This is a genomic window from Streptomyces sp. NPDC018693, assembly GCF_044391385.1.
Classification (GTDB): domain Bacteria; phylum Actinomycetota; class Actinomycetes; order Streptomycetales; family Streptomycetaceae; genus Streptomyces.
Map to the genome: position 1 here is coordinate 380,297 of NZ_JBIRZZ010000001.1, position 21,176 is coordinate 401,472.

Annotated in this window: 25 protein-coding genes and 1 pseudogene; 17 read left to right on the forward strand and 9 right to left on the reverse strand. The window is 67.9% G+C overall.

What is annotated here, in order from left to right:
* The first annotated feature begins 16 nt into the window (after window positions 1–16).
* The 14 genes from cpaB to ACH5AC_RS01910 all read left to right on the forward strand — a co-directional run bounded on the left by cpaB (window position 17) and on the right by ACH5AC_RS01910 (window position 10,988).
* Entirely contained in the window at window positions 17–724 is a 708-nt protein-coding gene (gene cpaB / locus ACH5AC_RS01845; protein WP_398859565.1) for a Flp pilus assembly protein CpaB, read from the forward strand.
* Between the two features lie 12 nt (window positions 725–736).
* Window positions 737–1,963, forward strand: coding sequence for a CpaE family protein (locus ACH5AC_RS01850; RefSeq protein ID WP_398859567.1), 1,227 nt, complete (start codon window positions 737–739; stop codon window positions 1,961–1,963).
* A 5-nt stretch (window positions 1,964–1,968) separates the two neighbouring features.
* Window positions 1,969–2,367 (forward strand): TadE family protein, encoded by a 399-nt coding sequence (locus tag ACH5AC_RS01855; protein WP_398859569.1) that lies wholly within the window; start codon window positions 1,969–1,971, stop codon window positions 2,365–2,367.
* 1 nt (window position 2,368) lies between these two features.
* Window positions 2,369–2,725: a TadE/TadG family type IV pilus assembly protein gene (locus ACH5AC_RS01860; RefSeq protein WP_398859570.1), complete on the forward strand. Its 357-nt coding sequence runs from the start codon at window positions 2,369–2,371 to the stop codon at window positions 2,723–2,725.
* A 10-nt stretch (window positions 2,726–2,735) separates the two neighbouring features.
* Window positions 2,736–4,073, forward strand: coding sequence for a CpaF family protein (locus ACH5AC_RS01865; protein WP_398859571.1), 1,338 nt, complete (start codon window positions 2,736–2,738; stop codon window positions 4,071–4,073).
* Window positions 4,074–4,107: 34 nt separating this feature from the next.
* Window positions 4,108–5,040 carry a type II secretion system F family protein gene (locus ACH5AC_RS01870; protein ID WP_398859572.1) on the forward strand — a complete coding sequence of 311 codons (933 nt, stop codon included), beginning with the start codon at window positions 4,108–4,110 and terminating at the stop codon, window positions 5,038–5,040.
* A 17-nt stretch (window positions 5,041–5,057) separates the two neighbouring features.
* Window positions 5,058–5,945 carry a DUF5936 domain-containing protein gene (locus ACH5AC_RS01875; protein ID WP_398859573.1) on the forward strand — a complete coding sequence of 296 codons (888 nt, stop codon included), beginning with the start codon at window positions 5,058–5,060 and terminating at the stop codon, window positions 5,943–5,945.
* A 24-nt stretch (window positions 5,946–5,969) separates the two neighbouring features.
* Window positions 5,970–7,343, forward strand: a complete 1,374-nt coding sequence (locus tag ACH5AC_RS01880; protein ID WP_398859574.1) for a sensor histidine kinase — start codon at window positions 5,970–5,972, stop codon at window positions 7,341–7,343.
* The gene (locus ACH5AC_RS01885) at window positions 7,340–8,062 is read left to right on the forward strand and encodes a response regulator (RefSeq protein ID WP_398859575.1); all 723 of its coding nucleotides are present in this window, start codon (window positions 7,340–7,342) and stop codon (window positions 8,060–8,062) included. Before ACH5AC_RS01880 ends, ACH5AC_RS01885 begins: the two co-directional genes overlap by 4 nt.
* Window positions 8,063–8,176: 114 nt before the next feature.
* On the forward strand, window positions 8,177–8,377 hold the full coding sequence (locus ACH5AC_RS01890) for a hypothetical protein (RefSeq protein WP_398859576.1): 201 nt from the start codon (window positions 8,177–8,179) through the stop codon (window positions 8,375–8,377).
* Complete coding sequence (locus tag ACH5AC_RS01895; RefSeq protein ID WP_398859578.1) at window positions 8,374–8,967, forward strand: pilus assembly protein TadG-related protein; 594 nt, start codon at window positions 8,374–8,376, stop codon at window positions 8,965–8,967. Before ACH5AC_RS01890 ends, ACH5AC_RS01895 begins: the two co-directional genes overlap by 4 nt.
* A 34-nt stretch (window positions 8,968–9,001) precedes the next feature.
* Window positions 9,002–9,583 (forward strand): hypothetical protein, encoded by a 582-nt coding sequence (locus tag ACH5AC_RS01900; RefSeq protein ID WP_398859579.1) that lies wholly within the window; start codon window positions 9,002–9,004, stop codon window positions 9,581–9,583.
* Between the two features lie 8 nt (window positions 9,584–9,591).
* The gene (locus tag ACH5AC_RS01905) at window positions 9,592–10,200 is read left to right on the forward strand and encodes an OmpA family protein (protein ID WP_398859580.1); all 609 of its coding nucleotides are present in this window, start codon (window positions 9,592–9,594) and stop codon (window positions 10,198–10,200) included.
* A 110-nt stretch (window positions 10,201–10,310) separates the two neighbouring features.
* Window positions 10,311–10,988: a hypothetical protein gene (locus ACH5AC_RS01910; RefSeq protein WP_398859581.1), complete on the forward strand. Its 678-nt coding sequence runs from the start codon at window positions 10,311–10,313 to the stop codon at window positions 10,986–10,988.
* Window positions 10,989–11,045: 57 nt separating this feature from the next.
* Here the strand turns inward: ACH5AC_RS01910 and ACH5AC_RS01915 are convergent, their stop codons facing one another.
* Window positions 11,046–12,239 carry a cytochrome P450 gene (locus tag ACH5AC_RS01915; protein ID WP_398859582.1) on the reverse strand — a complete coding sequence of 398 codons (1,194 nt, stop codon included), beginning with the start codon at window positions 12,237–12,239 and terminating at the stop codon, window positions 11,046–11,048.
* Between the two features lie 224 nt (window positions 12,240–12,463).
* The gene (locus tag ACH5AC_RS01920; protein WP_398859583.1) at window positions 12,464–12,619 is read right to left on the reverse strand and encodes a hypothetical protein; all 156 of its coding nucleotides are present in this window, start codon (window positions 12,617–12,619) and stop codon (window positions 12,464–12,466) included.
* A 108-nt stretch (window positions 12,620–12,727) separates the two neighbouring features.
* Here ACH5AC_RS01920 and ACH5AC_RS01925 point away from each other — a divergent pair, with 108 nt between their 5' ends.
* Window positions 12,728–13,207, forward strand: coding sequence for a hypothetical protein (locus ACH5AC_RS01925; protein ID WP_398859584.1), 480 nt, complete (start codon window positions 12,728–12,730; stop codon window positions 13,205–13,207).
* Window positions 13,204–13,563, forward strand: a complete 360-nt coding sequence (locus ACH5AC_RS01930; protein ID WP_398859585.1) for a hypothetical protein — start codon at window positions 13,204–13,206, stop codon at window positions 13,561–13,563. Before ACH5AC_RS01925 ends, ACH5AC_RS01930 begins: the two co-directional genes overlap by 4 nt.
* Before the next feature lie 64 nt (window positions 13,564–13,627).
* Here the strand turns inward: ACH5AC_RS01930 and ACH5AC_RS01935 are convergent.
* The 4 genes and pseudogenes from ACH5AC_RS01935 to ACH5AC_RS01950 all read right to left on the reverse strand — a co-directional run.
* A pseudogene (locus tag ACH5AC_RS01935) lies at window positions 13,628–13,794 on the reverse strand (IS21 family transposase); the annotation flags it as partial.
* A gap of 438 nt (window positions 13,795–14,232) precedes the next feature.
* Window positions 14,233–14,619 (reverse strand): hypothetical protein, encoded by a 387-nt coding sequence (locus ACH5AC_RS01940; RefSeq protein WP_398859586.1) that lies wholly within the window; start codon window positions 14,617–14,619, stop codon window positions 14,233–14,235.
* Window positions 14,616–14,870 carry a hypothetical protein gene (locus tag ACH5AC_RS01945; RefSeq protein ID WP_398859587.1) on the reverse strand — a complete coding sequence of 85 codons (255 nt, stop codon included), beginning with the start codon at window positions 14,868–14,870 and terminating at the stop codon, window positions 14,616–14,618. Before ACH5AC_RS01945 ends, ACH5AC_RS01940 begins: the two co-directional genes overlap by 4 nt.
* Window positions 14,871–15,064: 194 nt before the next feature.
* On the reverse strand, window positions 15,065–15,382 hold the full coding sequence (locus ACH5AC_RS01950) for a GntR family transcriptional regulator (protein WP_398859588.1): 318 nt from the start codon (window positions 15,380–15,382) through the stop codon (window positions 15,065–15,067).
* Between the two features lie 517 nt (window positions 15,383–15,899).
* On the opposite strand from ACH5AC_RS01950, the gene ACH5AC_RS01955 reads away from it, so the two are divergent.
* A complete protein-coding gene (locus ACH5AC_RS01955) occupies window positions 15,900–16,259 on the forward strand; it encodes a hypothetical protein (protein WP_398859589.1) in 360 nt (119 codons plus the stop codon).
* Window positions 16,260–16,612: 353 nt separating this feature from the next.
* Here ACH5AC_RS01955 and ACH5AC_RS01960 read toward each other — a convergent pair whose 3' ends face one another.
* The 3 genes from ACH5AC_RS01960 to ACH5AC_RS01970 form a co-directional block, all read right to left on the reverse strand.
* Entirely contained in the window at window positions 16,613–17,629 is a 1,017-nt protein-coding gene (locus ACH5AC_RS01960) for a hypothetical protein (protein WP_398859590.1), read from the reverse strand.
* Between the two features lie 708 nt (window positions 17,630–18,337).
* A complete protein-coding gene (locus ACH5AC_RS01965) occupies window positions 18,338–19,015 on the reverse strand; it encodes a hypothetical protein (protein WP_398859591.1) in 678 nt (225 codons plus the stop codon).
* Window positions 19,008–21,176, reverse strand: a complete 2,169-nt coding sequence (locus ACH5AC_RS01970) for a hypothetical protein (protein WP_398859592.1) — start codon at window positions 21,174–21,176, stop codon at window positions 19,008–19,010. The genes ACH5AC_RS01965 and ACH5AC_RS01970 overlap by 8 nt, the downstream gene beginning before the upstream one ends.

Sequence of the window (21,176 nt, forward strand, 5' to 3'; positions counted from 1 at the left end):
CGAGGTAGCACGGTCCATGAACTCCCGTCAGCGCCGCGGCGTGATTCTCCTGATCCTGTCGGTCGTGTGCGCCCTCGGCGCGTTCGCCGGCGTCCTGTCCGTCATGGACGACGTGGAGTCCAAGGTCGGCCCCGAGGTCACCGCGTACCGGCTGAAATCCGAGATCAAGCCGTACACCACGCTGAGCACGGGCCAGTTCGAGAAGATCGAGATGCCCGAGCGCTGGCTGTCCGAGAACGCGGTGCGCGACCTCGCCGAGATCCGCGGCAAGATAGCCGTGACGACGCTCCGCGAGGGCTCCCTGCTCCAGCGCGACATGATCGTCGACCAGCCAGCGCTCCGGCCAGGGGAGCAGGAGGTCGCCATCATGATCGACGCGGCGACCGGCGTGGCCGGCAAGATCACCCCCGGCTCGACCGTCAACGTCTACGCCACCTTCGAGGGCGCCCGCGACAGCGACCCCGATGTCTCCAAGATCATCGTGACCCATGCCCGCGTCCTCGACGTGGGCGAGCTGACCGCCCTCCGGCCCGACGCCGAGGACCGCGGCCGCCAGCCCACCGACGCCGTGCCGATCACCTTCGCGCTGTCCACCCTCGACGCCCAGCGCATCACGTACGCCGAGTCGTTCGCCAAGCGGGTCCGCCTCGCCCTGGTGGCACCGGGCAGCGACACCGCGGTCCCGGAGCAGGACCGCACCTACCAGCTCGCCAAGGACAACTGAGAGGCGGCCGCCATGCCCACGAGGATCCTGCCGGCCGTCGGCGACCCGGACGCGGCCCGCTCGCTCACCACCCTGCTCAGCCAGCTCCCCGACGCCGAACCGGTCGTCCCGGTCACCGACTCCACCCAGCTGGTCGACACCCTCGCCCGGCTGGCCGTCGAGTCGGTCGACGAACTGCCCGAGGTCGTCGTCGTCCACGAACGCATCGGCCCGGTCCCCGCGCTGGAACTGGTCCGCGAGGTCGCCCTGCGCTTCCCGGCGGTCGGCGTCATCCTCCTGACCACCGACGCCTCGCCCGGCCTCTTCTCCGCCGCCATGGACTCCGGCGCCCGCGGCCTGGTCACCCTGCCCCTCGACTACGAGCAACTCGCCAGCCGGGTCCAGGCCGTGGCCCAGTGGTCGGTCGGGGTACGGCGCCATCTCGGCCACGGCGGCGACGCGTTCACCGGCGCCGGCGGCACCGTCGTCACCGTCAGCGGCGCCAAGGGCGGCGTCGGCGCCACCCTCACCGCCGTCCAACTCGCCCTCGCCGCCCAGGCGTCCGGGCGGGAGACGGCCCTGGTCGACATGGACCTCCAGACCGGCGACATCGCCTCCTACCTGGACGTCCAGTTCCGCCGCTCGATAGTCGACCTCGCCGCCATCACCGACATCACGCCCCGCGTCCTCGCCGAGGCCGTCTTCCGCCACGACAGCGGGGTCGCGCTCCTGCTCGCCCCCGGCGAGGGCGAGCGCGGCGAGGAGGTCACCGACCGCGCCGCCCGGCAGATCGTCGGCGCCCTGCGCTCCCGCTACGAGGTCGTCGTCATCGACTGCGGCGCCCAGCTGAGCGGCGCCGGCGCGGCCGCGGTGGAGACGGCCGACCGGGCCCTGCTCGTCACCACGCCCGACGTGGTCGCCGTACGCGGCGCCAAACGCACCGTCCGCATGTGGGACCGCCTGCAGATCCGCAAGGCGGAGGAGACCACGGTCGTCGTCAACCGCCACAGCCGCGCCACCGAGATCCAGCCGTCCCTCATCCAGAAGATCACCGGCACCGGCATCGCCACGACCACCGTCCCCGCCCACTTCAAGGAACTCGCCGCCGCCGTCGACGCGGGCCGCGTCCACGCCCTCGACGCCAAGGGCACGGTACGGCAGGCGCTGTGGGCGCTGGCCGGGGAGCTGGGGCTGGTCAAGGCGCCGGAGACCGCGCTGGTGCGCCGGGGCGCGGTCGGCTTCCGCAGGCGGAAGGAGTGAGCGGCATGCGTCCGCGCAGGGAGGGGAACAGGGACAGGGGCGGCGACCGGGGCCAGGTCACCGTCGAGTTCCTCGGCATGACCCCGCTGATCCTCGTCACGCTGGTGCTGGTGTGGCAGTTCGTACTCGTGGGGTACACGTTCGCGCTCGCGGGGAACGCTGCCGACGAGGCGGTGCGGGCGGGGACGGCGGCTCCTCCGGGCGAGCGTCTGGGCGCGTGCCGGGCGGCCGGCCTGGAGAAGCTGCCCGACGCGTGGAGCGGCACGGTGACCTGCGGCGGCGAAGGCTATGTCACCGCCACGGTCACGCTCCGGGTCCCCGTCCTCTTCCCCGGCTCGATCGGCTTCCCGTTCGAGGTCGAGGGGCACGCGGGCGCGGTGGAGGAGGAGAAGGGCAGGGACTGAGATGTCGTACGACGGGAAAGTCCGCGACCGCGGCCAGGTCGCCCTGGAGTACCTCGGGTTCGTGCCGGTCCTGATCCTCGTCGCGCTGGCCGGCGTACAGCTCGGCCTGATCGCGTACACCGCGCAGCAGGCCGGCACGGCGGCGCGGGCCGGTGCGCGGGCCGCGTCGCTCGAACAGAGCGCCCAGCAGGGCTGTGTGAACGCGGTCAGCGACTGGCTCGCCGACGGCACCCGCTGCGCGGAGTCCCACGGCGGCGACGAGGTCACCGTCACCGCGACCGTCCAGATCCCGTCGATCGTCCCCGGCTGGAACTTCGACCCCGCCCGGAAGTCCGCCACCATGCCGCTCGACCGCTGAGGAGAACCCGTTGAGCCTGAGGTCACGCATCACCTCCCCCGAGGAGAACGGCAGCCGGGGCGAGGACGGTCACCTGGTCGCCACCTACCGGGCCAAGCTGCTGGAGGAGATCGACCTCGCCGAGATGAGCTCGCTGGCGGCGGCCGAGCGCCGGGCCCGGCTGGAGCGGGTGCTCGGGCACATCATCAGCCGCGAGGGCCCGGTGCTGTCCACGGCCGAGCGCGCGGCGCTGATCCGCCGGGTCGTCGACGAGGCGCTCGGCCTCGGCATCCTGGAACCGCTCCTGGAGGACGCGTCCATCACCGAGATCATGGTGAACGGCCCCGACGCGATCTTCGTCGAACGCGCGGGCAGGGTCGAGCAGTTGCCGCTGCGCTTCGCGTCGCACGACCAGCTGATGCAGACCATCGAGCGGATCGTCTCCACCGTCAACCGCCGGGTCGACGAGTCCAACCCGATGGTCGACGCGCGCCTCCCGTCCGGCGAGCGCGTCAACGTCATCATCCCGCCCCTGTCGCTCACCGGCCCGATCCTCACCATCCGCCGCTTCCCCCGCTCCTTCACCCTCCACGAACTGGTCGGCTTCGGCTCCCTCGACGAACACATGCTGTTCCTGCTGGCCGGCCTGGTGCAGGCGAAGTTCAACGTGATCGTGTCAGGGGCGACCGGCACCGGGAAGACCACGCTGCTGAACGCCCTCTCCGGGCTGATCCCGGAAGGCGAACGCATCATCACCATCGAGGACTCCGCCGAACTCCAGCTCCAGCAGCACCACGTCATCCGACTGGAGTCCCGCCCCCCGAACGTCGAGGGCAAGGGCCACATCACCATCCGCGACCTGGTCCGCAACTCGCTGCGGATGCGCCCCGACCGGATCGTGGTCGGCGAGGTCCGAGGAGGCGAATCCCTCGACATGCTCCAGGCGATGTCGACCGGCCACGACGGCTCGCTGGCGACCGTCCACGCCAACAGCGCCGAGGACGCCCTGACCCGGCTGCAGACCCTCGCCTCCATGTCGGACGTCGAGATCCCCTTCGTCGCCCTGCACGACCAGATCAACAGCGCCGTCGACGTCATCATCCAGCTCACCCGCTTCGCGGACGGCGCGCGCCGGATCACCGAGATCGCGCTCCTCGACAGCCACGGCGGGGAACCGTACCGCCTGGCGACCATCGCCCGCTTCGAGGCCCAGCCGATGACGGCGGACGGTCGCATCCACGGCGCCTTCCGCTGCTTCCCCCTCCCGCGCCGCACCGCCGACCGCCTCTACATGGCGGGCCAGCCCGTCCCACCGGCCTTCGGCGTGGCCCGCACGGCACACGACCTCGCGACCAGAGAAGCGCGGTAGGACCGGCAGACCCGGTCAGGCCCGTAGGAGACCCATGGACCTCATCACGCTCACCACCGGAGTGACCCTCCTGGCCTGCGCCCTGGCGGTCGCGGGCGTCCAGGCGTACGCCTCCGGCCGCGCCCAGCGGGACGCCCTCGTCGACCGCCTGACCCACACCGGCCTCCCGCCCACCGGCCGCCGGCGCCGCTTCCGCAACCTCGACCGACGACTGCGCCGTACGACCCTGGGGCGCGCCCTGGAGCGGAAGCTGGCGGCGACGGGGCTGGACGTGACGCCGGGCGAGTTCTTCGCGTACATGCTGGCCGGCGTCGCGGGCCTGTGGCTGGTCGGCCAGGCGACCCTGGCGCCCTTCTTCGGCCCGATCGCCGGACTGCTCGGCGTCTGGGCGGCCTGGCAGTTCCTCAACTGGCAGCGCCAGAAACGCATCGAGCGGTTCATCAACCAACTCCCCGAACTCTCCCGCATCCTGGCCAACGCCACCCACGCCGGCCTCGCCCTGCGCACCGCGATCGGCATGGCGGCGGAGGAGCTGGAGGCCCCGGCGGGCGAGGAACTCGCCAAGGTCGCCGACCAGTTGGCGGTCGGCCACTCCATGGACGACGCGCTGGGCGAGCTGGCGGACCGGCTTCCGTCCCGCGAACTGGTGGTCCTGGTGACGACCCTGGTGCTCTCCAACCGCGCCGGCGGCCACGTCGTGGGCGCGCTGCGGAACCTGACCGAGACCCTGGAGGAACGCAAGGAGACCCGCCGTGAGATCCGCACCCAGCTCTCCCAGGTCAACATGACCTCGTACGCGGTGCCGGTCATGGGCGTGGGCTCGCTGTTCCTGATGAACGGCGTGAAGGACGGCGCCCTGGACCGTATGACCGGCTCCCCGCTGGGCCAGGCGGCGGTGGTCATCGCCTTCGGTCTCTACGCGACCGGCTTCGTCCTCATCCGCCGTATGTCCCGCATCGACGTCTGAGGGAGGGAGACAAACCGATGGGCCTGCTTCTGGCCTCCCTCATGGGCCTCGGCGTCTGGGGCGTCTTCGCCGGCCTGCGCATGTACCGCGCGGACGCCAGACTGCCCCCCGACCTGGCGCTCGCCCTGGAGGTCGGCGCGACCCGCACGGGCGCGGTCGACTCGCTGGTCGACCGGCTCGGTATGCGGTACGCGCCCGCTGTACTCCGCCTCATGGGCCCGAAACAGGTCGCCAGGTACCGCCGCAGGATCGACCTGGCCGGCAACCCGGGCGGCCTGACGATCGACCGGTACGCGGCGCGGCGGGCCGTCTACGGCTTCCTGGGCGCTGTCGGTGGCCTGGTCTTCGTGTTGCGCGGCCAGTGGTTCGTGGCCCTGCTGATGCTGGCCTTCGGCGCGCTGTGGACCGAGGTCGGCATCTGGTCGGCGATCCGGGTCCGCAAGGACGTCATCGAGCGCACCCTGCCGGACTTCCTGGACGTCCTGGCGGTGGTCGTCAGCGCCGGCCTCGGCTTCCGCCAGGCCCTCGACCGGGTCTCCAGCCGCTACGAGGGCCCCTGGGCGGACGAGATCCGCATCACCCTGCGCCAGATGGACCTCGGCATGAGCCGCCGCCAGGCGTTCGCGGAACTGCGCCGCCGCAACGACTCCGAACAGGTCGCCATGTTCGTCACCGCTCTCCAGCAGGGCGAGGAACTGGGCGCGCCGATCGTCGAGACCCTGGTCGCCATCGCCAAGGACATGCGCCGCACGGACGCGCAGAACGCCCGCCGCAAGGCCGCACGTGCGGTACCGAGGGCCACGCTGGTCATCACCACCTTCATGGTCCCGGCGACGATGCTGCTGCTGGGAGCGGGCCTGCTGCTCGGCTCGGGCACGGACTTCGGGACGATCACGGGGGAGTAGGGGGGAGGTCGGACGATGGCGTCGATGACGACTCCGGGGATGACTGCGGGGATGGCGGCGGGGATGACGGCGAGGGCATGGAGCGGTGGTCTGCTCGGACACCGCCGCCGCGCCCCGGACGCTCCAGCACCGTCGACCCTGGAGGTGAACGCCCTCCAGGCGATGTGCCGGCAGGTCTTCGGCTTCCGCCTGGCGATGATCGCCCTCGCCGCCCCCTCGGCGCTGCTGAACGCCTCGCCGGGCCTGGGCGTCCGCCTGGTGGGCACGGCGGTGGTCGTCACCTTCATGATCTCGTACGCCCTGTTCCGTGACTGGGAGCGCTTCGGCCCCCTCCTCCTGCGCCACCCCACCCTCCTTGCGGCCGACACCCTCACCGGCTCCCTGCTCCTGATCTCGGCGGGCCCCGACACCACGATCGCCTACGTCAGCGTCTGCACCCCCCTCCTCGCCGGCATCGTCTACGGCTGGAGAGGCGCCGCCTGCTTCGCCTCCCTCCAGTCGCTGATACTGCTGCTCGTCCATGCCACCCTGCACCCGGGCCCGGACGCGAGCCTGGCCGAACGCCTCCTCCTGCCGGGCTTCTGCGTCATCACCGGCGCGGTCGGCTCGACTCTCCGCGGCCTGATGCTCCGCTTCGGCGAGGCGACGCAGGCCCTCACGACGACCCGGGCCCGTCTGGCCGCCACGCAGGCGACCGAGGCCGAACGTGCGCGGCTGGCCCGGGAGATGCACGACTCGGTGGCCAAGACCCTGCACGGCGTGGCCCTGGCCGCCGAGGCCCTGGCCCACACGGCCCGCTCGGCGAACGCCACCCCGGAGCGGCTCCGCGAGCAGGCGGACCTGGTGGCGAGGGCGGCCCGGACGGCGGCGGCGGAGTCGAGGGCCCTGCTGACGGACCTACGAGCCGCCGCCTCCGACGCCGGCCACCCGACGGACGTACTCCCGCAACTGGCCGCCCAGGCCCGCAGCTTCCAGCACCGAGCGTCCCTGCCGACGTCGTACCGCACAACCGGCCCCCGTCCGACCGTCCTTCTTTCATCCGCTACCGCCCACCACCTCCTCGCGATCACCGGTGAGGCCCTGGAGAACGCCCACCGCCACGCGTACGCGACGCGCGTGGACGTGCACACCGACGTACAGCCCGACACCCTGCACATCACGATCCGCGACAACGGCCGCGGCCTGCCCCCGGCCCTGGACACGGCGACGCTCGACGCCCTGCGCCGCTCGGGCCGGTTCGGCCTGCTGGGCATGACGGAGCGGGCGGCGACCCTGGGCGCGACCCTCGACATCACCGGCGGCGGCCGGGGCACAGAGGTCCGCCTGGAACTCCCCCTGCTCCGCGGCGAGAAAGCCGAGAAAGCCGAGAAAGCCGAGAAAGGGGCGCCGACCGAATGACCACCCAGCCCCTGCGAGTCGTGGTCGCCGACGACAACCCCGTCGTCCGCGCGGGCCTGACCGCCCTCCTCTCCGACCACGAGGACATCACGGTCGTGGCGCAGGCGGCGAACGGCACCGAAGCCTGCGAGGCGACCCGCACCCACCGCCCCGACGTGGTCCTGTTGGACGTCCGCATGCCCGGCATGGACGGCATCGCGGCCCTCCCGCACCTGGTGGACATCGCGCCGGTGCTGATGCTGACGTACAGCGGCGAGACGGAGACAGTCCAGGAAGCGCTGCGCGGAGGCGCGGGCGGCTACCTGGTCCACGGCGAGTTCACGGTGGACCAGTTGCTCACGGCGGTACGGGACGTCGTACGGGGCCGCCCGCACGTGAGCCCGACGGCGACGGACGCGCTGCTGGCACATCTGAGGTCCCCTCTGAATGCAAATGCACACGCCGTCGCGCCACGTCGGGAAAATATAAGCCCGATGACACCCAAACAGCTTTCGCAACTGCAACCATCTATGGCACAGTCGAGGTCTCCGATGGCCCGACTCAGCGCGAGGGAGGCGGAGATCATGGACCTCATCGCATCCGGCATGAACAACCATCAGATCGCCGCCGCATGCTTCATCTCCGAGAAGACCGTCAAGAACCACATCAACCGCATCTTCGCCAAGCTCCACAGCACGAGCCGCGCGGAGGCGACCGCGAAGTGGCTGGGGGCGGGATGACCACACACCTGGGCCCACCCTGGGCCCGAAATTGGGCCCCGGGACCCTCGCCCGACCGCAGTGCGGCTCCCTACAGTGCAGGCGCCGGCACCGTGACCACCGGAGGGGACCCCCATGACCAACTGGCGCAACACCACCGTCACGTCACTCCGCGCACGCGCTGCCGCGCGGGGGGACGGGGGGCAGACGGCGGTGGAGTACTTGGGGATCATTGCGGTGGTGGTGGCGATTGTGCTGGCGATCACGGGGACGGACATCGGCCAGACGATCTACAACGCCATCACGGACAAGATCACCGAAGTCACGGGCGGTTGACGCGTCCCGATAGGCGACGTGACCCAGGGCAGGCTTCCCCCATCTACATCACGGTGGTGGCGGGCCTGCTCTTTCTCGCGTTCGCCTACTTGGCGGTCGGCCAGGCGGCGGCGAACCGGAACGGGGCACAGACGGCGGCCGACGCGGCGGCACTCGCGGTGGCACAGGAGACCCGGGATCAACTCGCGGGCGCGTGGGTGGAGAGTGTTCTCGATCCCGCCGCATGGCGGCGCATCTTCGACGGAGAAGCACCAGGAATCGAGAACTCATGCTGGCGCGCCTACGAGCTTGCCGCGCAGAACGACGCCAGTGTGGACGGCTGCGATCCGGACGGACTTCTCGGCTACACCGTCACCGTGCACACCAATAAAACCGTGGGTGAGTCCATCGTTCCCGGTACAGAGAACAAGCGGTCAACGGCCACAGCCTCCGCCGTGATCGAGCCGCTCTGCGAATTCCTCCTTCAGGAAGCGGAGGAAGACGTGCTGCCGCAACTCACCTGCGAGGACGGCATCTGGTCCCTGGACCCGGAGGACCTGACCGATCTCCCGGAGCCCCAGGACCTCTTCGACGTCCATCTGACCGACTGACAAGTGAACGACGAAGGACGAAGGAAGCAGACGCATGAGCATTCGGTTCACGGCGAAGGCCCAAAGGGGGATGGTCGCGTGCGCGGTCGCGGCCGGTCTGGCCCTCGGAGTGGCCGGCTGCGGCGGCGGTGGCGACGACGGCGACAAGCCGCAGAGTCCATCATCCGCAACCCGCAGCAGCGGATCCCAGCCGAGTGCTCAGGAGGGGAAGTCGGAGCAGCCGTTGGCAGAGCTGAGAGGTCCCCAAAGCCTGTTGCTGCAGATCACCAGTGCCCAGCGCGACTCCGGCGGCTTCGTCACCGTCAACGGCAACCTCAAGAACGAGGGCAGTGAGACGGTCAACGTCCCGGCCCAGTTGAGCGGCAACGAAACCGAGATCATCCGCAACGGAAGGTCTCTCGGCGGTGCCACGCTGGTGGATTCCAAGAGCAAGAAGCGCTACTACGTGCTGCGAGACACCGACGGACGTCCCCTCACCACGACCAACTTCCCTGCCCTGAAGGCCGGGGAGTCCACGCCCGTATTCATGCAGTTCCCGGCGCCCCCGGCCGAAACCACAGAGGTGGCCTTCCAGCTTCCGATGTTCCCATCCGCCACGATCGGCATCTCCGGGTGAGGCGCACGATGACCCGAGCCCGAACCGTGGCAGTAGCACTGGCGACCACCTGCCTGCTGGCCGTCCCGTCGGCCCATGCCGACGGCCCCAGCGTCCCCCCAGGCACCGAACCCACCGCCACCGCCCCCGTCGACGTGGACCCCAACGACCCGGACCTCAAACTCCCGGAAGGCGCAACGCTCGCCGAACCCAAGGTCCTGGACATCAAGCAGGTGGTGGAGGAGCAGTCAGGAGAGGAACGCCGGGAAGACACTAACGCGGACGTGAAGTTCGCGCTCCAGGCAGAGGTCCTCTTCGGCAAGGACAGCGCACAGCTGAGCACCGCGTCAAAGGCCCGCATCACCGCGATGGCCCAGGAGATCAAGAACCAGCAAGCCACCCGGGTCCGGGTCTTCGGCTTCACCGACAACCTCGGCTCCTCCGCCCACGGCGACGTCCTGTCCCGCCAACGAGCCAACGCGGTACAGACGGCCCTCTCGGCCGCCCTGAACGACCCGAACATCACCTTCGAGGTCCGCGGCTACGGCGAGCAGTACCCCATCTCCGACAACTCCACGGAAGCCGGCCGCAAGAAGAACCGCCGAGTCGAGGTCACCTTCCAGCGAGACCAGAACTGACCCGACTGGAGCGTTTGTCTCTCGCACCGATCAACTGAGTACGCGCACCCACACCTCACCGGGTAACCGCGCCCATCCACCGAGACCCCCACCCGACTTACGGTCCTCGCATGCCAGAACAGACCCCACCGAGGACCACCCCCACCCCCACCCCCACCCCCGCCCAAACCGCGGGCAAGCCCCCGTACCCCACCCTCAACGCCTTCGGATGGGGCTGCGTCGCCCTCATCGCCGTACCCGCTCTGGCCGTACTCGCCCTGCTCGCCACCCTCGCCTGGAGTGCAAGGGGATCGACGGACTTCCCCCGCACCGCCCCCGAGGACATGGCGAACCGCGTCTTCCAGCACTCCCAGGAGGCGTACGACACCCTCGGCTTCGACCGCATCCTGCGACCAGCACCCGAACGGCCGGGCACCAGCCCCGAGAACACGTTCAGCTCTGCCTACTGCTGGGACAACGGCCCGCTGGGCCTCGACGACAAGACAGTCGACGGCGCCTACCAGCTGAGCCACAGCTGGGCCCTGGACCAGGTCCCCGCAAGCCGGGCCACCCCCGCCCTACGCCGCCTGCACCAGCATCTGAGGAACACCGGCTGGAAGATCACGGAGTACCGCGAGGGCGCCGGGAACCAGGACTGGACTCTACGAGCCCAGCGGGACGACGACGCGGAGCGCATGTCGTTCACCTGGTACCCGGACCGCGCGTACTTCACCGGCGGCGCCACCCCCCCTGCGCCTACGACCCCGAGTGGGACAGGCACGACGTCACCCCGTCAGGCGACCACCTGACCCCTCCGCCCCTCGCCCCCACGCAACGGCACTGAAGCAGCGCAGCGCGCCCCGCCCTCAGGCAGCCACGCCCGCCCTCGCGACGAGCCGGACAGGTACCTCGGCGTACGTGTTCAGCAGCGTGTTCTCCGCGATGACCGGATCGCCGGTGAGCTCGATCCGTTCAACGGACTCGATCAGCGCATGAATCAGTGCGTGCAACTCAAGCCGAGCGACCCCCTGCCCCACACAGTTGTGCGCACCGAACCCGAACCCCAGGTGATCAAGCGGGTTGCGACGGAAGTCGAACTGATCGGCCCGCTCCCACTTCCGCTCGTCCCGGTTCGCGGAGGCGAAGAGGGCCCACACCCGAGCCCCCTTCGGCACCACCACCCCACCCACCTCCGCGTCCCGCGCCGCGACCCGAGTAAGCCCCCGCACCGGACTCTCGAACCTCAGCAGCTCATTGATCGTCGAAGCCACAAGCCCTGGCTCGGCCCGCAACGCGGCCCACTGATCGGGACGCTCGGCGAAGAGAACAAGCAGATGCCCGATGGCCGACGCAGTCGTCTCCAGCGACGGCCCGATGTAGTCAACGAGAAGAAACGGGCACTTCTCCCTCGGAATAACCCCCTGATCGGCCGCCTCAAGCATGCCGGCGCCCGGACTGCCCGGCTCCAACTCCCGCTTCTCCGCCAGCTCATGGGCGAACTCGAACAGCCGCCGCGTCATCTCCATGTTGTACGGAGTGCGCTCCGTGACCGGCCCCAGCAGGTCGTTGCCCACCTGCCCCCACTCGTACAGATGCTCACGATTCCGCTCGGGCAGCCCCAGATAGTCAGGGATGACCAACATCGGCATCGCCTGAGCCAGCTCCCTGACCCCGTCGATCTCCCCCCTGCCGACAACGCCGGCAACAAGCCCCCGCGCCTTCTCCGCGATCTCCTCCCCACGCCGACGCACGGCCCCCGGCCGCAGCCCCGCCCCCACCACTGACCGCAACACCCCGTGCTCCGGCGCATCACTCACCAGAGTCACTCCCCGCATCATCTGATTGACGTCGGGATTGAACCCCACACCCTCCCCGGAGACGAAGGTGTGATGATCACCCAGCACGCCCTTCACCTCCTCATACCGCGTCACCACAAACACATCCGGCTCCCGCAACCGCACCACGCCCCCCAACTCCCGCAGCTGCCGATACTGCTCATACCGGGTATGCCGATCCGAACTCGCAAACATGTCGATATCTGCCACAGGTACGACGCCCACCGAGGTTCCTTTCAACTTCAAGCAATGCATGATCACCCCGATCTTGCTCGAAGAACCCCACCGCAAACCACTCCCAGCGACCTGAGCTACCCCTTGAACTCGAAGCGCTCGGCCGCAGGAGGGGTGTAGAACGCCCTCCCGCCTCCCAGGTCTGTCACCAACCGCACCGCGAACCGGGCAGGGGCGTGGCCCCGCCCCGGTGTCCAGTGCGACGTGCGGCTCGCTCACGCGGCGTCAACCTCCGCGATGCGGCGGGCGAGCGGCGCGTCGGCTTCCGGATCGGGGACGGTCGGGTCGTAATCGCCCCACTCGGCGGTGATCCGTCGCGTCTGCGAGTCCTCCTCGGCCCGCTTGGCGGGTGTCTTGACGCTCTCGGTCAACCGGCCGAGCCGACCCTGCAGGCTCAGCACTTCGGCCTCGACAACGACTGTGAGGGGAACCCTTCCGGGTGATGGCGGCCGGCAGACTTTCGAAGTACCTTCAAAGTCATGGCGACCGAAAACGCAGCCGTGAACTTCTCCGAGCTGGTGAACAAGAACAAGCAGACACTCGCCCGTCTCAAGGAATCACCCCGATTGCTGCTGCACCGCAGAGACGGCGAGGATCTGGTCCTCACCACGGCCGCACGGGCCGAGCAGGAGCAGACCGTGGTATCAGCCGCCACTCGCATGCTCGCCGCGATGGCACGCCGGGAGCCCGGCAGCATGGAACTGCTCCTGGACCTCCTGCCGGATGCCTTCCCCTGGGTCCGTTTCCTGCCCGAACGGGACGTCCATGCGTTCGCTGTGGAACTGGTCGACACGATGCGGGCCGCCGACTCCATCGGCAACAGTGCCTCTGTCGCCCAGATGCTCATCGCCTGGCAGCACACGGCAGAGGTGTACTCCGACCCGGAACTACTGGCAGCGCTCACCCGGGACCAGGATGACGACTACGGTCAGGCGCCGGACCCGCGGGACATCTCATGAGCGCCGGACGAGGAAATCGCGCCGCACCTCCGGCGCGGGACGGAGAGTGGGAGGTCCGTTTCGCGGACGCGGCATCGGCGAAAGGCTGGGAGAGCCTGGCTCAACAGGCACGCGAGAACACGTATCGCGCCTGGCTGATCATGCGCACGGACCCTCGGCCGGTCACGGAGACCCCTCGGCACCATCGCCTGAAGGGCAGCCTGGCCCACGGCACCCACCGCGGACAGACCTGTGAGCAGTGGCAGATCGAAGTCACCAGCGGCGGACGCCTTTGGTACCTACTCGACACCACTCGCAAAACCTGCTGGATCACTTTCGCCGGCACCGGCCACCCACGCGCGACGGACCGCGGCTGAGTCAACCAACACCGAGGAGCAGGAGTCCACGCACCCGACACCCCGCGCTACGACTCCTGGGACTCCTGCTCCTCGGGACCGAGCCCCATATCCTTCGCGGTGCGACCCGCAGCGGGGCCTGGGCCGACAGGTATTCCGGACCGTCCGACGGTTCAGTCCGGCCTCCTTCGCGATCTCCGACAGGCTGACCGCACCGGACTCATACAGACTGCGAAACCGGCGAAGCTCCAACCGCCGATGAGGAGTCCGCGGACATGCGGCGCAAGATGCATGAGGCCACGGCCGCTGGACACCCCCACCCTCCTGGCCATGGGCGGCAACGAGCAGCTGTCCAGCCTCTTCCATGCTGGTGCGGCCAACGACGACGTCCGGCTCTGGGCGCCCATGCGGTGCCTCCGCGAGGTCGAGCGAGAGCGTCCCGGCATCGTCGAACACGCAGGAGTACTCCTGGACGTCCTGCACGTCATCGACGACGACTACGCCCTGGCCGCGACCGTCGCCGAACTGCGCCGACGCCGTCCCCTTCGGCATCGCAGCGGCAGCCCACGCGGCCCGACCGAACGCGACACTCCCCGAGGGCGCCCTGGTCGCCACCGTCACACCGGAGCCGTACGACAGGCTCGGAATCCCCGCCATGGACCTGAACCGCTGACCCCGAGCCCGACCGCGTCACGCGCCCGGCGTGAGCGGCAGCAGCCGCACCGGACGTCCCTTCCACTCTTCGGGGGTCACGGTTGCGACCACGGCACCGCGGGGGCGTTCCACCGACGGCAGGGCGATGTGCTGGGTGTGCGGCTGCGCCCACCCGTTGTCAGTGTCCGCGGTCAGTGCAAGGGCGGCGGGCAGATCGAGGGGAACGATGTCCACCGCCGGCAGTTGCACGACGTGCTCAGCGAGCCCCGGATACTGCCGGTCCGCCTCCACCAGCGCGCAGACAGCCGTGTACAGGCGCGTCCCGGTGCCGCTGGTGGCCTGGTAGACCAGCCGGGAGACCAGCGGATTGCCGCGCAGGGCGAGCAGCGCCCCGGTGTCCAGTACGACGTGCAGGTCGCTCACGCGACGTCAGCCTCCGCGATACGGCGAGCGAGCAGCGCGTCGGCCTCCGGATCGGGCACGGCCGGGTCGTAACCGCTCCACTCCACGAGGAGCCGCCGCGTCCGCTCGGCCTCCTCGGCCCTCTCGGCGGGCGTCCTGACGCTCTCGGCCAGCCGGTCGAGCCATGCCCGCAGACTCAACCCTTCGGCCTCGGCGACGGCTGCGAGCTTGTCCCGCGTCTCGGACCGGGCTCGAATAGTGGCATCTGCCATGAGATCGGCTCCCTTCTGCGCTGTACAACGGAGACGGGCGGCGGCCGACGACGAACGCCTCCGTGCGGCCCACCGTACAGGGGACGTACACGTATACGTACACATCCACGCGGTTGAGGTGTGTCCATTGAGCCTGATGCCTCTGGGTGAAGGCTCGAGGCTTCCGGCCCTTCTGGGCCGCCGAGGGCCGCTACCTAGTCGCTCGATTCGTCGGACGCCGGCTGATCGGTCGGCTCCCCCTCGGCCGCACGCTCGATCACGAACGACCCCTTGCCGACGACCGTCCGTACGTAGCCCAGCTCGGCGAGCAGGACCAGCGTCTTGCGGGCGGTTCCTCGCGCAATCCCGAACTCCTGCATCAGCCGGTCGACGCCGGGCAGGGAGCGGCCCAGCGGATACGCGCCACTGGCGATCCGGGAGATGAGCACAGCGGCGAGCTGAAGGTACAGAGGGTCAGCCGCCTCGGGGTCGAGCTCGTCGTCCGGGCCGTAGCCCTCCGGGATGTCCACCATGATTCGACCGTAAGTGGCCAGGGAAGGCAACGCTCATTCGTGTCATGCCATGGCAGGGCATGACCAGGTTGTTTAGTCTGCCGATACAGAAGGACCCCCGCGACGGTGGGCGCCGTCCGGGGGCATGGCCACCAGCCTCTGAGGAGCTGATGACAGTGAGCATTATCCACGCGCTGTTGCGCTGGATCCTTGGCATGTGCGCGCCCGGCACCGGCAGGCGGAGGGCGATCGCAAGCCCCGCCGCGCCGGCCCCCGTCCATGAGCCGGATGGGGCCCCGGACTGGGTCACCGTAGGGCTTCCCGCTCACCGTTCCCCGTACGGGCTGCATGGGCCGCTGGACGGCAGGGCTTCGACCTCGGTCCGTCCGTACGTACGCGCGGAGGATCACGCTCACTGGAAACAGGAACGGGAAAACGAGCGGGCGCGGCAGACCCGACGCCGCGTAGTCCTGGTCCTGGCGGCCGACTTCGGTGTCGACCTCGACCGTCATGTGCTCGGCGCGGAGAGGGCGGCGTGATGGAGGCACGGAGTGAGCGGCAGAGCCACCCGCACGACACCGAAGCTCACCAACTCCCCGAGGGCACGGACCCTGCCGAGCGCCTGACCGACAGTGCGCTGCCGGAGCCGGACAACGCCACCGGCACCACAAACACCCCGCCGACCACGTACCTGGCAGGGCGGTCCCGCCCGCCGATGCGAATGTGCGCGCGCTGCCACGTGACCACCGAGACCCCGGTCGTGGTCGGCGTGGTCCACCAGAACTCCGGTCCGGGCTTCGTCGTGTACGCCTGCCGGGCGTGCGCCGGCCACTACCCGCCCCAGCCCGACGTACTCACCCTCCTGCCGCCGTCCCGCCAAGCCGAGGGCGGGAAATGAGCGCGCGGCCCGGCGGAGCATCGGCCATGGAGGAACTGTCAACAGAGTGCATGCTCGCGGTCCGATTGGACGAGGACATGCACAACGCGTGCCGCCGCTTGCAGGACATCCCACTGCCGTATGGCGGCGGGCTGCTCCTTGTCGGCCGCTGCGGCTGTGCGTGCCACGGCTCGGCGGGGAAGGGGGACGGCTGAACGCCGAGACTCGCCGGAACAGGGCGTCTGCCGCCTGAGGTTGTGCACCTGCCGCGTGGAATCGGTCCGGGCGTCGCGCCGGCCGGACCGATTTACTTTGTGTATTGCTCGGACAAATTTGCGAGGCCACAGAGAGCGCCGGTGGACGCTAGAACCATGTCAGGAGAGTTTGCGCAACGCCTCACGACGTGCTTGGAATGAGTCGCTTGCGGCGTCCTCTCGGAGCGAGCTCCGGGTTTTGTCGTCCAGCCCCAAAGCAGAGCTCCATGTGTCGACCATGGCGGCACTCTGCCGCTCGAAGACTTCGGCACTGCTCGCTTCCCCGCTTTCGCGCAGGGTTCGCCGCCACGAGCCGACGAGATGGCTGACCGGATCTTCGGCATACGGCGGCGGCACAGAGTCCACTTTTGTCGACGCACTGAGCACGTCTTGCTGCCATTCCTCTGCCCGGGTGTTGTCGAGATCTCTCCGAACGTCGTCGGCAACAGCGTCGAACGTCCCCAGGACAGAAGAGCTCCGGGCAGGAGGTGCGATGAGTTCGGCGCCTGTGGTGTCACTGCTCACGGACGCGAGTTCCTGAGCGGCTCGCTGCGTCGTCGCGTCGCGAAGGGTGACGTAAGCAGCGGGATCCTCCGATACCGACCGCACGATACGGAGCAGCGAGTCCCGGGACAGGGACATGTGCACGCCGCTGTCGTTCTCCCAAGCGGGTTGATTGGGTAGGGCATGCCTGACGTAGTCGGCGTCGCCGAGGCCGAGGATCACATGGGTGTCGGCCCTGTAAGCCGCTAGTGACTCGGCCAGGGGCATCCTCAGTTCGGGATCGAGATGCTCGCCGGTTTCCCGGAGGCTGTCCTCGACGGCCACCAACACGTTCTTCATTGCTTGAGCCTGCCGGAGTGAATGCCCTTCCGGGTCGGATGGGTCCACAGTCCCCACTGCGGCGTTCCTGATGGCTGCTCCTAGCTCCGAGCAGTTCATCCCGGCCTTGTACCCGTCGCCCAGCGCCTTGTGCACCCGTGTGTCCTGGAGCAGGATGTCGCAGCTGTCAGAGCCGTCGCCAGAGCCGCGCAAGTGCCACATCACGAGCCCACCGGCCACCGCCGCACAGGAGATGGCTGTGACAGTTGCGATCAAGAAGGGGCGCCGGACGCGTCGTAGGGGCATGGCGGGCATGACATTCCTTACTGCCGGGCGAGGCGGGCTCAGTTCGTCGTGTCTGTCAGGCGCTTTGCGCTGTATTGGACCCTCGGTCAACTGAGGTCTCGGCTGGTTTCGTGACGGCCGAGAGTCGCAGTGTCTTGCCTTGTTTTGAGGAGCGAGTCGCGAAGGCTTCCGTCGATGCCGGCGCCCTCGCTGCACGCCTTGACCATGACTGTGCTCTGCTCCTCAAACCGGTTGAGCAGCCCTCTCGCCCACCTTCAAGTAGGTCCTGCTGCCAGGCCGCAACGATGTACCCTGCCGGATTCAGTGCGTACAAGGGGCACCGTAGACATGACCGCAGTTGAACGCGCCAAGGCGTCGCTGCTCCATGCCTTCCAGCTGCCCTCTCCCCGGTCTCGCTCGATATCGGCTGCCACGGCGTCCAGCATTCCCATCGTGTAGGCAGTCTTTCTCAGAGGTGACTCGAAGTGCCACTCTTCGGCGCCTTGTTGGCACTGCCGCAAGCTGTCCGCCGATGTCCTGGGAAACCGAGTTCCGCAACTCGGCGTAGGCGGTGGGGGTGTCCGCCAGAGGACGCATTACCTGGACGAGAGAGCCGGAGTTGACTGACACATGCACACCGTCCTGCTCTTCCCACGGCGGTGCCGAATCGAGGCCGGCTCGCACGTACTCGGTGTTTGTTGTGAGAGCGATCTCGGAATTCTCGCTCAAGATGGTGTCCTATTGACTCCTGCCAGTCGTGTTGGGCTCGTAGCGAGGGAGTTGATCAGGAAAGTCCATCGGCTTCTGACACTCGGCCAATTTGTAGACGTGCTTGGTTAGCTGATAGGCAATGTCGGTCAGAGCCTGTCCAAGTTCGGGGCCGGTGGTCTTGGTGTCTCCGCTGGCCTCTACCTCTGTGAAGACCCCATACTCTGCGGCAGCGTTGTAGGAGGGCCCAGAAGGGGGCGCGCAGGAAATGTACACCGCCGCATGTTCGGTGCTGAGTTGCGCCAGAGCCTCAACGCCATCGATCGAAGTGTGGAGGAGTTGACCGTTTCCCGCACCCCCCTCATAGCTATTGAGCCAATTGGCCTTAGAGACGGGTCGGACCCAAGATCTGCCCAAGAGAGACGAATCGCCGCTGGTAGTGATATGGCATGAAAATTTCTGGTCGTCTTCTGAGTTTCCGTGCCTGGCATCTTCTTCCGCTGATCGCGCCGAGGGCAGCACCTGGATGACCATGTTGCGTCCGACGGTGCCTTCACAGAGCTTGTCGGGTAGCTGCTCAAGCCCCTTAGTGAAGAACTGCACGTACACGAACCAGGCGGTAGCACCCGCAAGGCAGAGAGCTGTCAGGCTGAGAAGAAATCCTCTCACGCTCGCCCGATTGGCGGCCTTCTCCCTGTCTTCAACCACGCGGACGCTCCTTCGTGTCACTCAACAAGTCACTGCCGTCGTTCCAGCCGTCATTAACAGCGTTACGGATCAGGTCCTTGGTGCCATCTGTGGGAAGGTTGAGGTTGTGCTCACCGATGGCTTCTTCAGCCGCCCACTGCGTGTGCTGGCTGACTGAGTCACGTGAGTCGTACAGATCCTTCGCGCTGTGATAGAGCGCTTCGTCACGTGCACCACTCATTTTCTGGCCCTCTAGGATCCGATCAACGGCGGCTCCGGCTACGGCCCCGATTCCTCCGCCGACTACGGCCCCCATCGCCGCGCCCCCATAAGCTTCGGGGACTTGAACAAAGGTCATGCCGGTCGCAATCCAGGTTTTGGCAAAATCCCCCTTTGCCTTCAAGGCGTCATTGTAATCGGTCTCACCCTTGACAGCGGCTCGAACTTCTTCGTCGGCAAGGGAGTGGGCGACGATACCCTCAATCATTCCGGCGTTTTTGCCGATATTCCTAAGGGCTTGATCATCAGGGCCGTCGAACAAGGAAGGATCCGAAAGGTGTGACTCGATGAGTCCGCTGGTGTAAATGCTTTCGCCGAGAACGATGCCCGCCCTTCCTGCAGGATCTGTGGAAACGGCAGAGAGAAATCGGACCACGTCCTTTACATCACCCAGGCCGTCAGGGTCATCGCTGTTCGTTAGGAATATCGCTTCAGATCCACGGCCGCCCAGCTTCTGGCTGATCTCTGGCATATAAGAAGCCGCCATATTGCCGAAGCTGTCCCCCAAGCCCTCGCCTACGAGCCCCGCACCTCCGCCGGGTTGCGCCACCGCCTTCATAACGTTGGTCATGATTTCCACCTGAGCCGCACTGTGCGGCGGAGCGACGGATGTTGTGTCACCATTGGCAAGTCCGGTGACGGCGGCTTCCAGAGCGTGACCGAGGTGCTCTCCTCTATCTGTATATGTAGTTGTTCCGAGCATGTGGTCCAAGTCCGACTTGGACTCGAAGGCGTGAGTTGCCGCCTCTGGGTTATGAGAGAGGCCCTCGAACAGGCCCTCGAGCGGGTCTCGGCCGTCGCCGTCACCGAAGATGACGTCGTATCCTCTTGAATACAGCGCGTCGGTGTTTGAATTGCCTGCGGCCTTGTCGGCTTTGAATACCTCCTTTCGGTATTCGTCAAGGAACTCCGTGTCGTACTGGCCTTGGCGCATGAGGCTGCTGATGATCTGGGAGCCTAGGGCCCCGATCGGACTGATGGCGTTGCTGGCAAGGAAGTTCGTGTTGCGTTCGGCGATGAAGTTCCTCTTCCAGTCCTGCATCGCGTCCGAGTCCGAGAAGGAAGCTGTGGCCAGAGTCAGGCTCAGGTTGTTCTGCAGCTCCTTCATCGTGTCCAGTTCGGAGTCCCGGGCACCCGCGTGGGCATGGGACATCTCGGCCCAGAACTGGAGCGTGCCCTTGGGCCCCAGTTGTTTGGCGAACTGCTCGGCGAACAGAGGGTCGCTGTTGTATTTCTCCATTGTGCGGTTGAAGTCGGCGATGTCATCGAGGGTCATGTCAGCCGGGTTCTTGGCTGCCTTCGCCCACCTCTCCGCGGCCGCCACGGCCTTGGCCGCCTCGTCCCGGTCTGCGTAGGAAGCGTCAGTGAAGCCGTACTTGGCCTGATCGACAAGAAGCCTCAGAACTTTTGCGGCACTGTTGTCACTCTCCGTCGCCTTGGTCAGGATTCCCTGGATCTCGTCGCGAAAGGCGTCCACCACCTTCTGGTCCGTCACGCCGGTCTTTCCGCTGGGGTCGGACGCCCAGTCGGGCCGGGTGTTCCCCGTGACGGTGAAGGTGCCGCCACCGGTGTCGATCACGCTCAAGTTTTGCGCCGTAGCCCGCGTGATCGCGTCGTTCACCTGCGTTCGGTAACTGATGAGTTCGCCGCGCGTGTCGCTGAGGATCTTGGTGATGGAGTTGGCCTGGGTGTGCGCGTCAGTAAACTCCGCAGCTGTCTTGTCGACAAACTCGCGGCTGACGGTTGCGTTGAGACCAGCCCAATTGGCCTTGTACGACTTGGCTTTGAGGTTAGCCTCCGCCTCTTCCATCAGAAGCGCGAGCTTCTGCGTCATCTGTTCCCAGTCGGTGACTGCTTCACCGAGCTTGGAGAAGTTTCCGAAGCGGAGCGCGTCGAGGTCCAT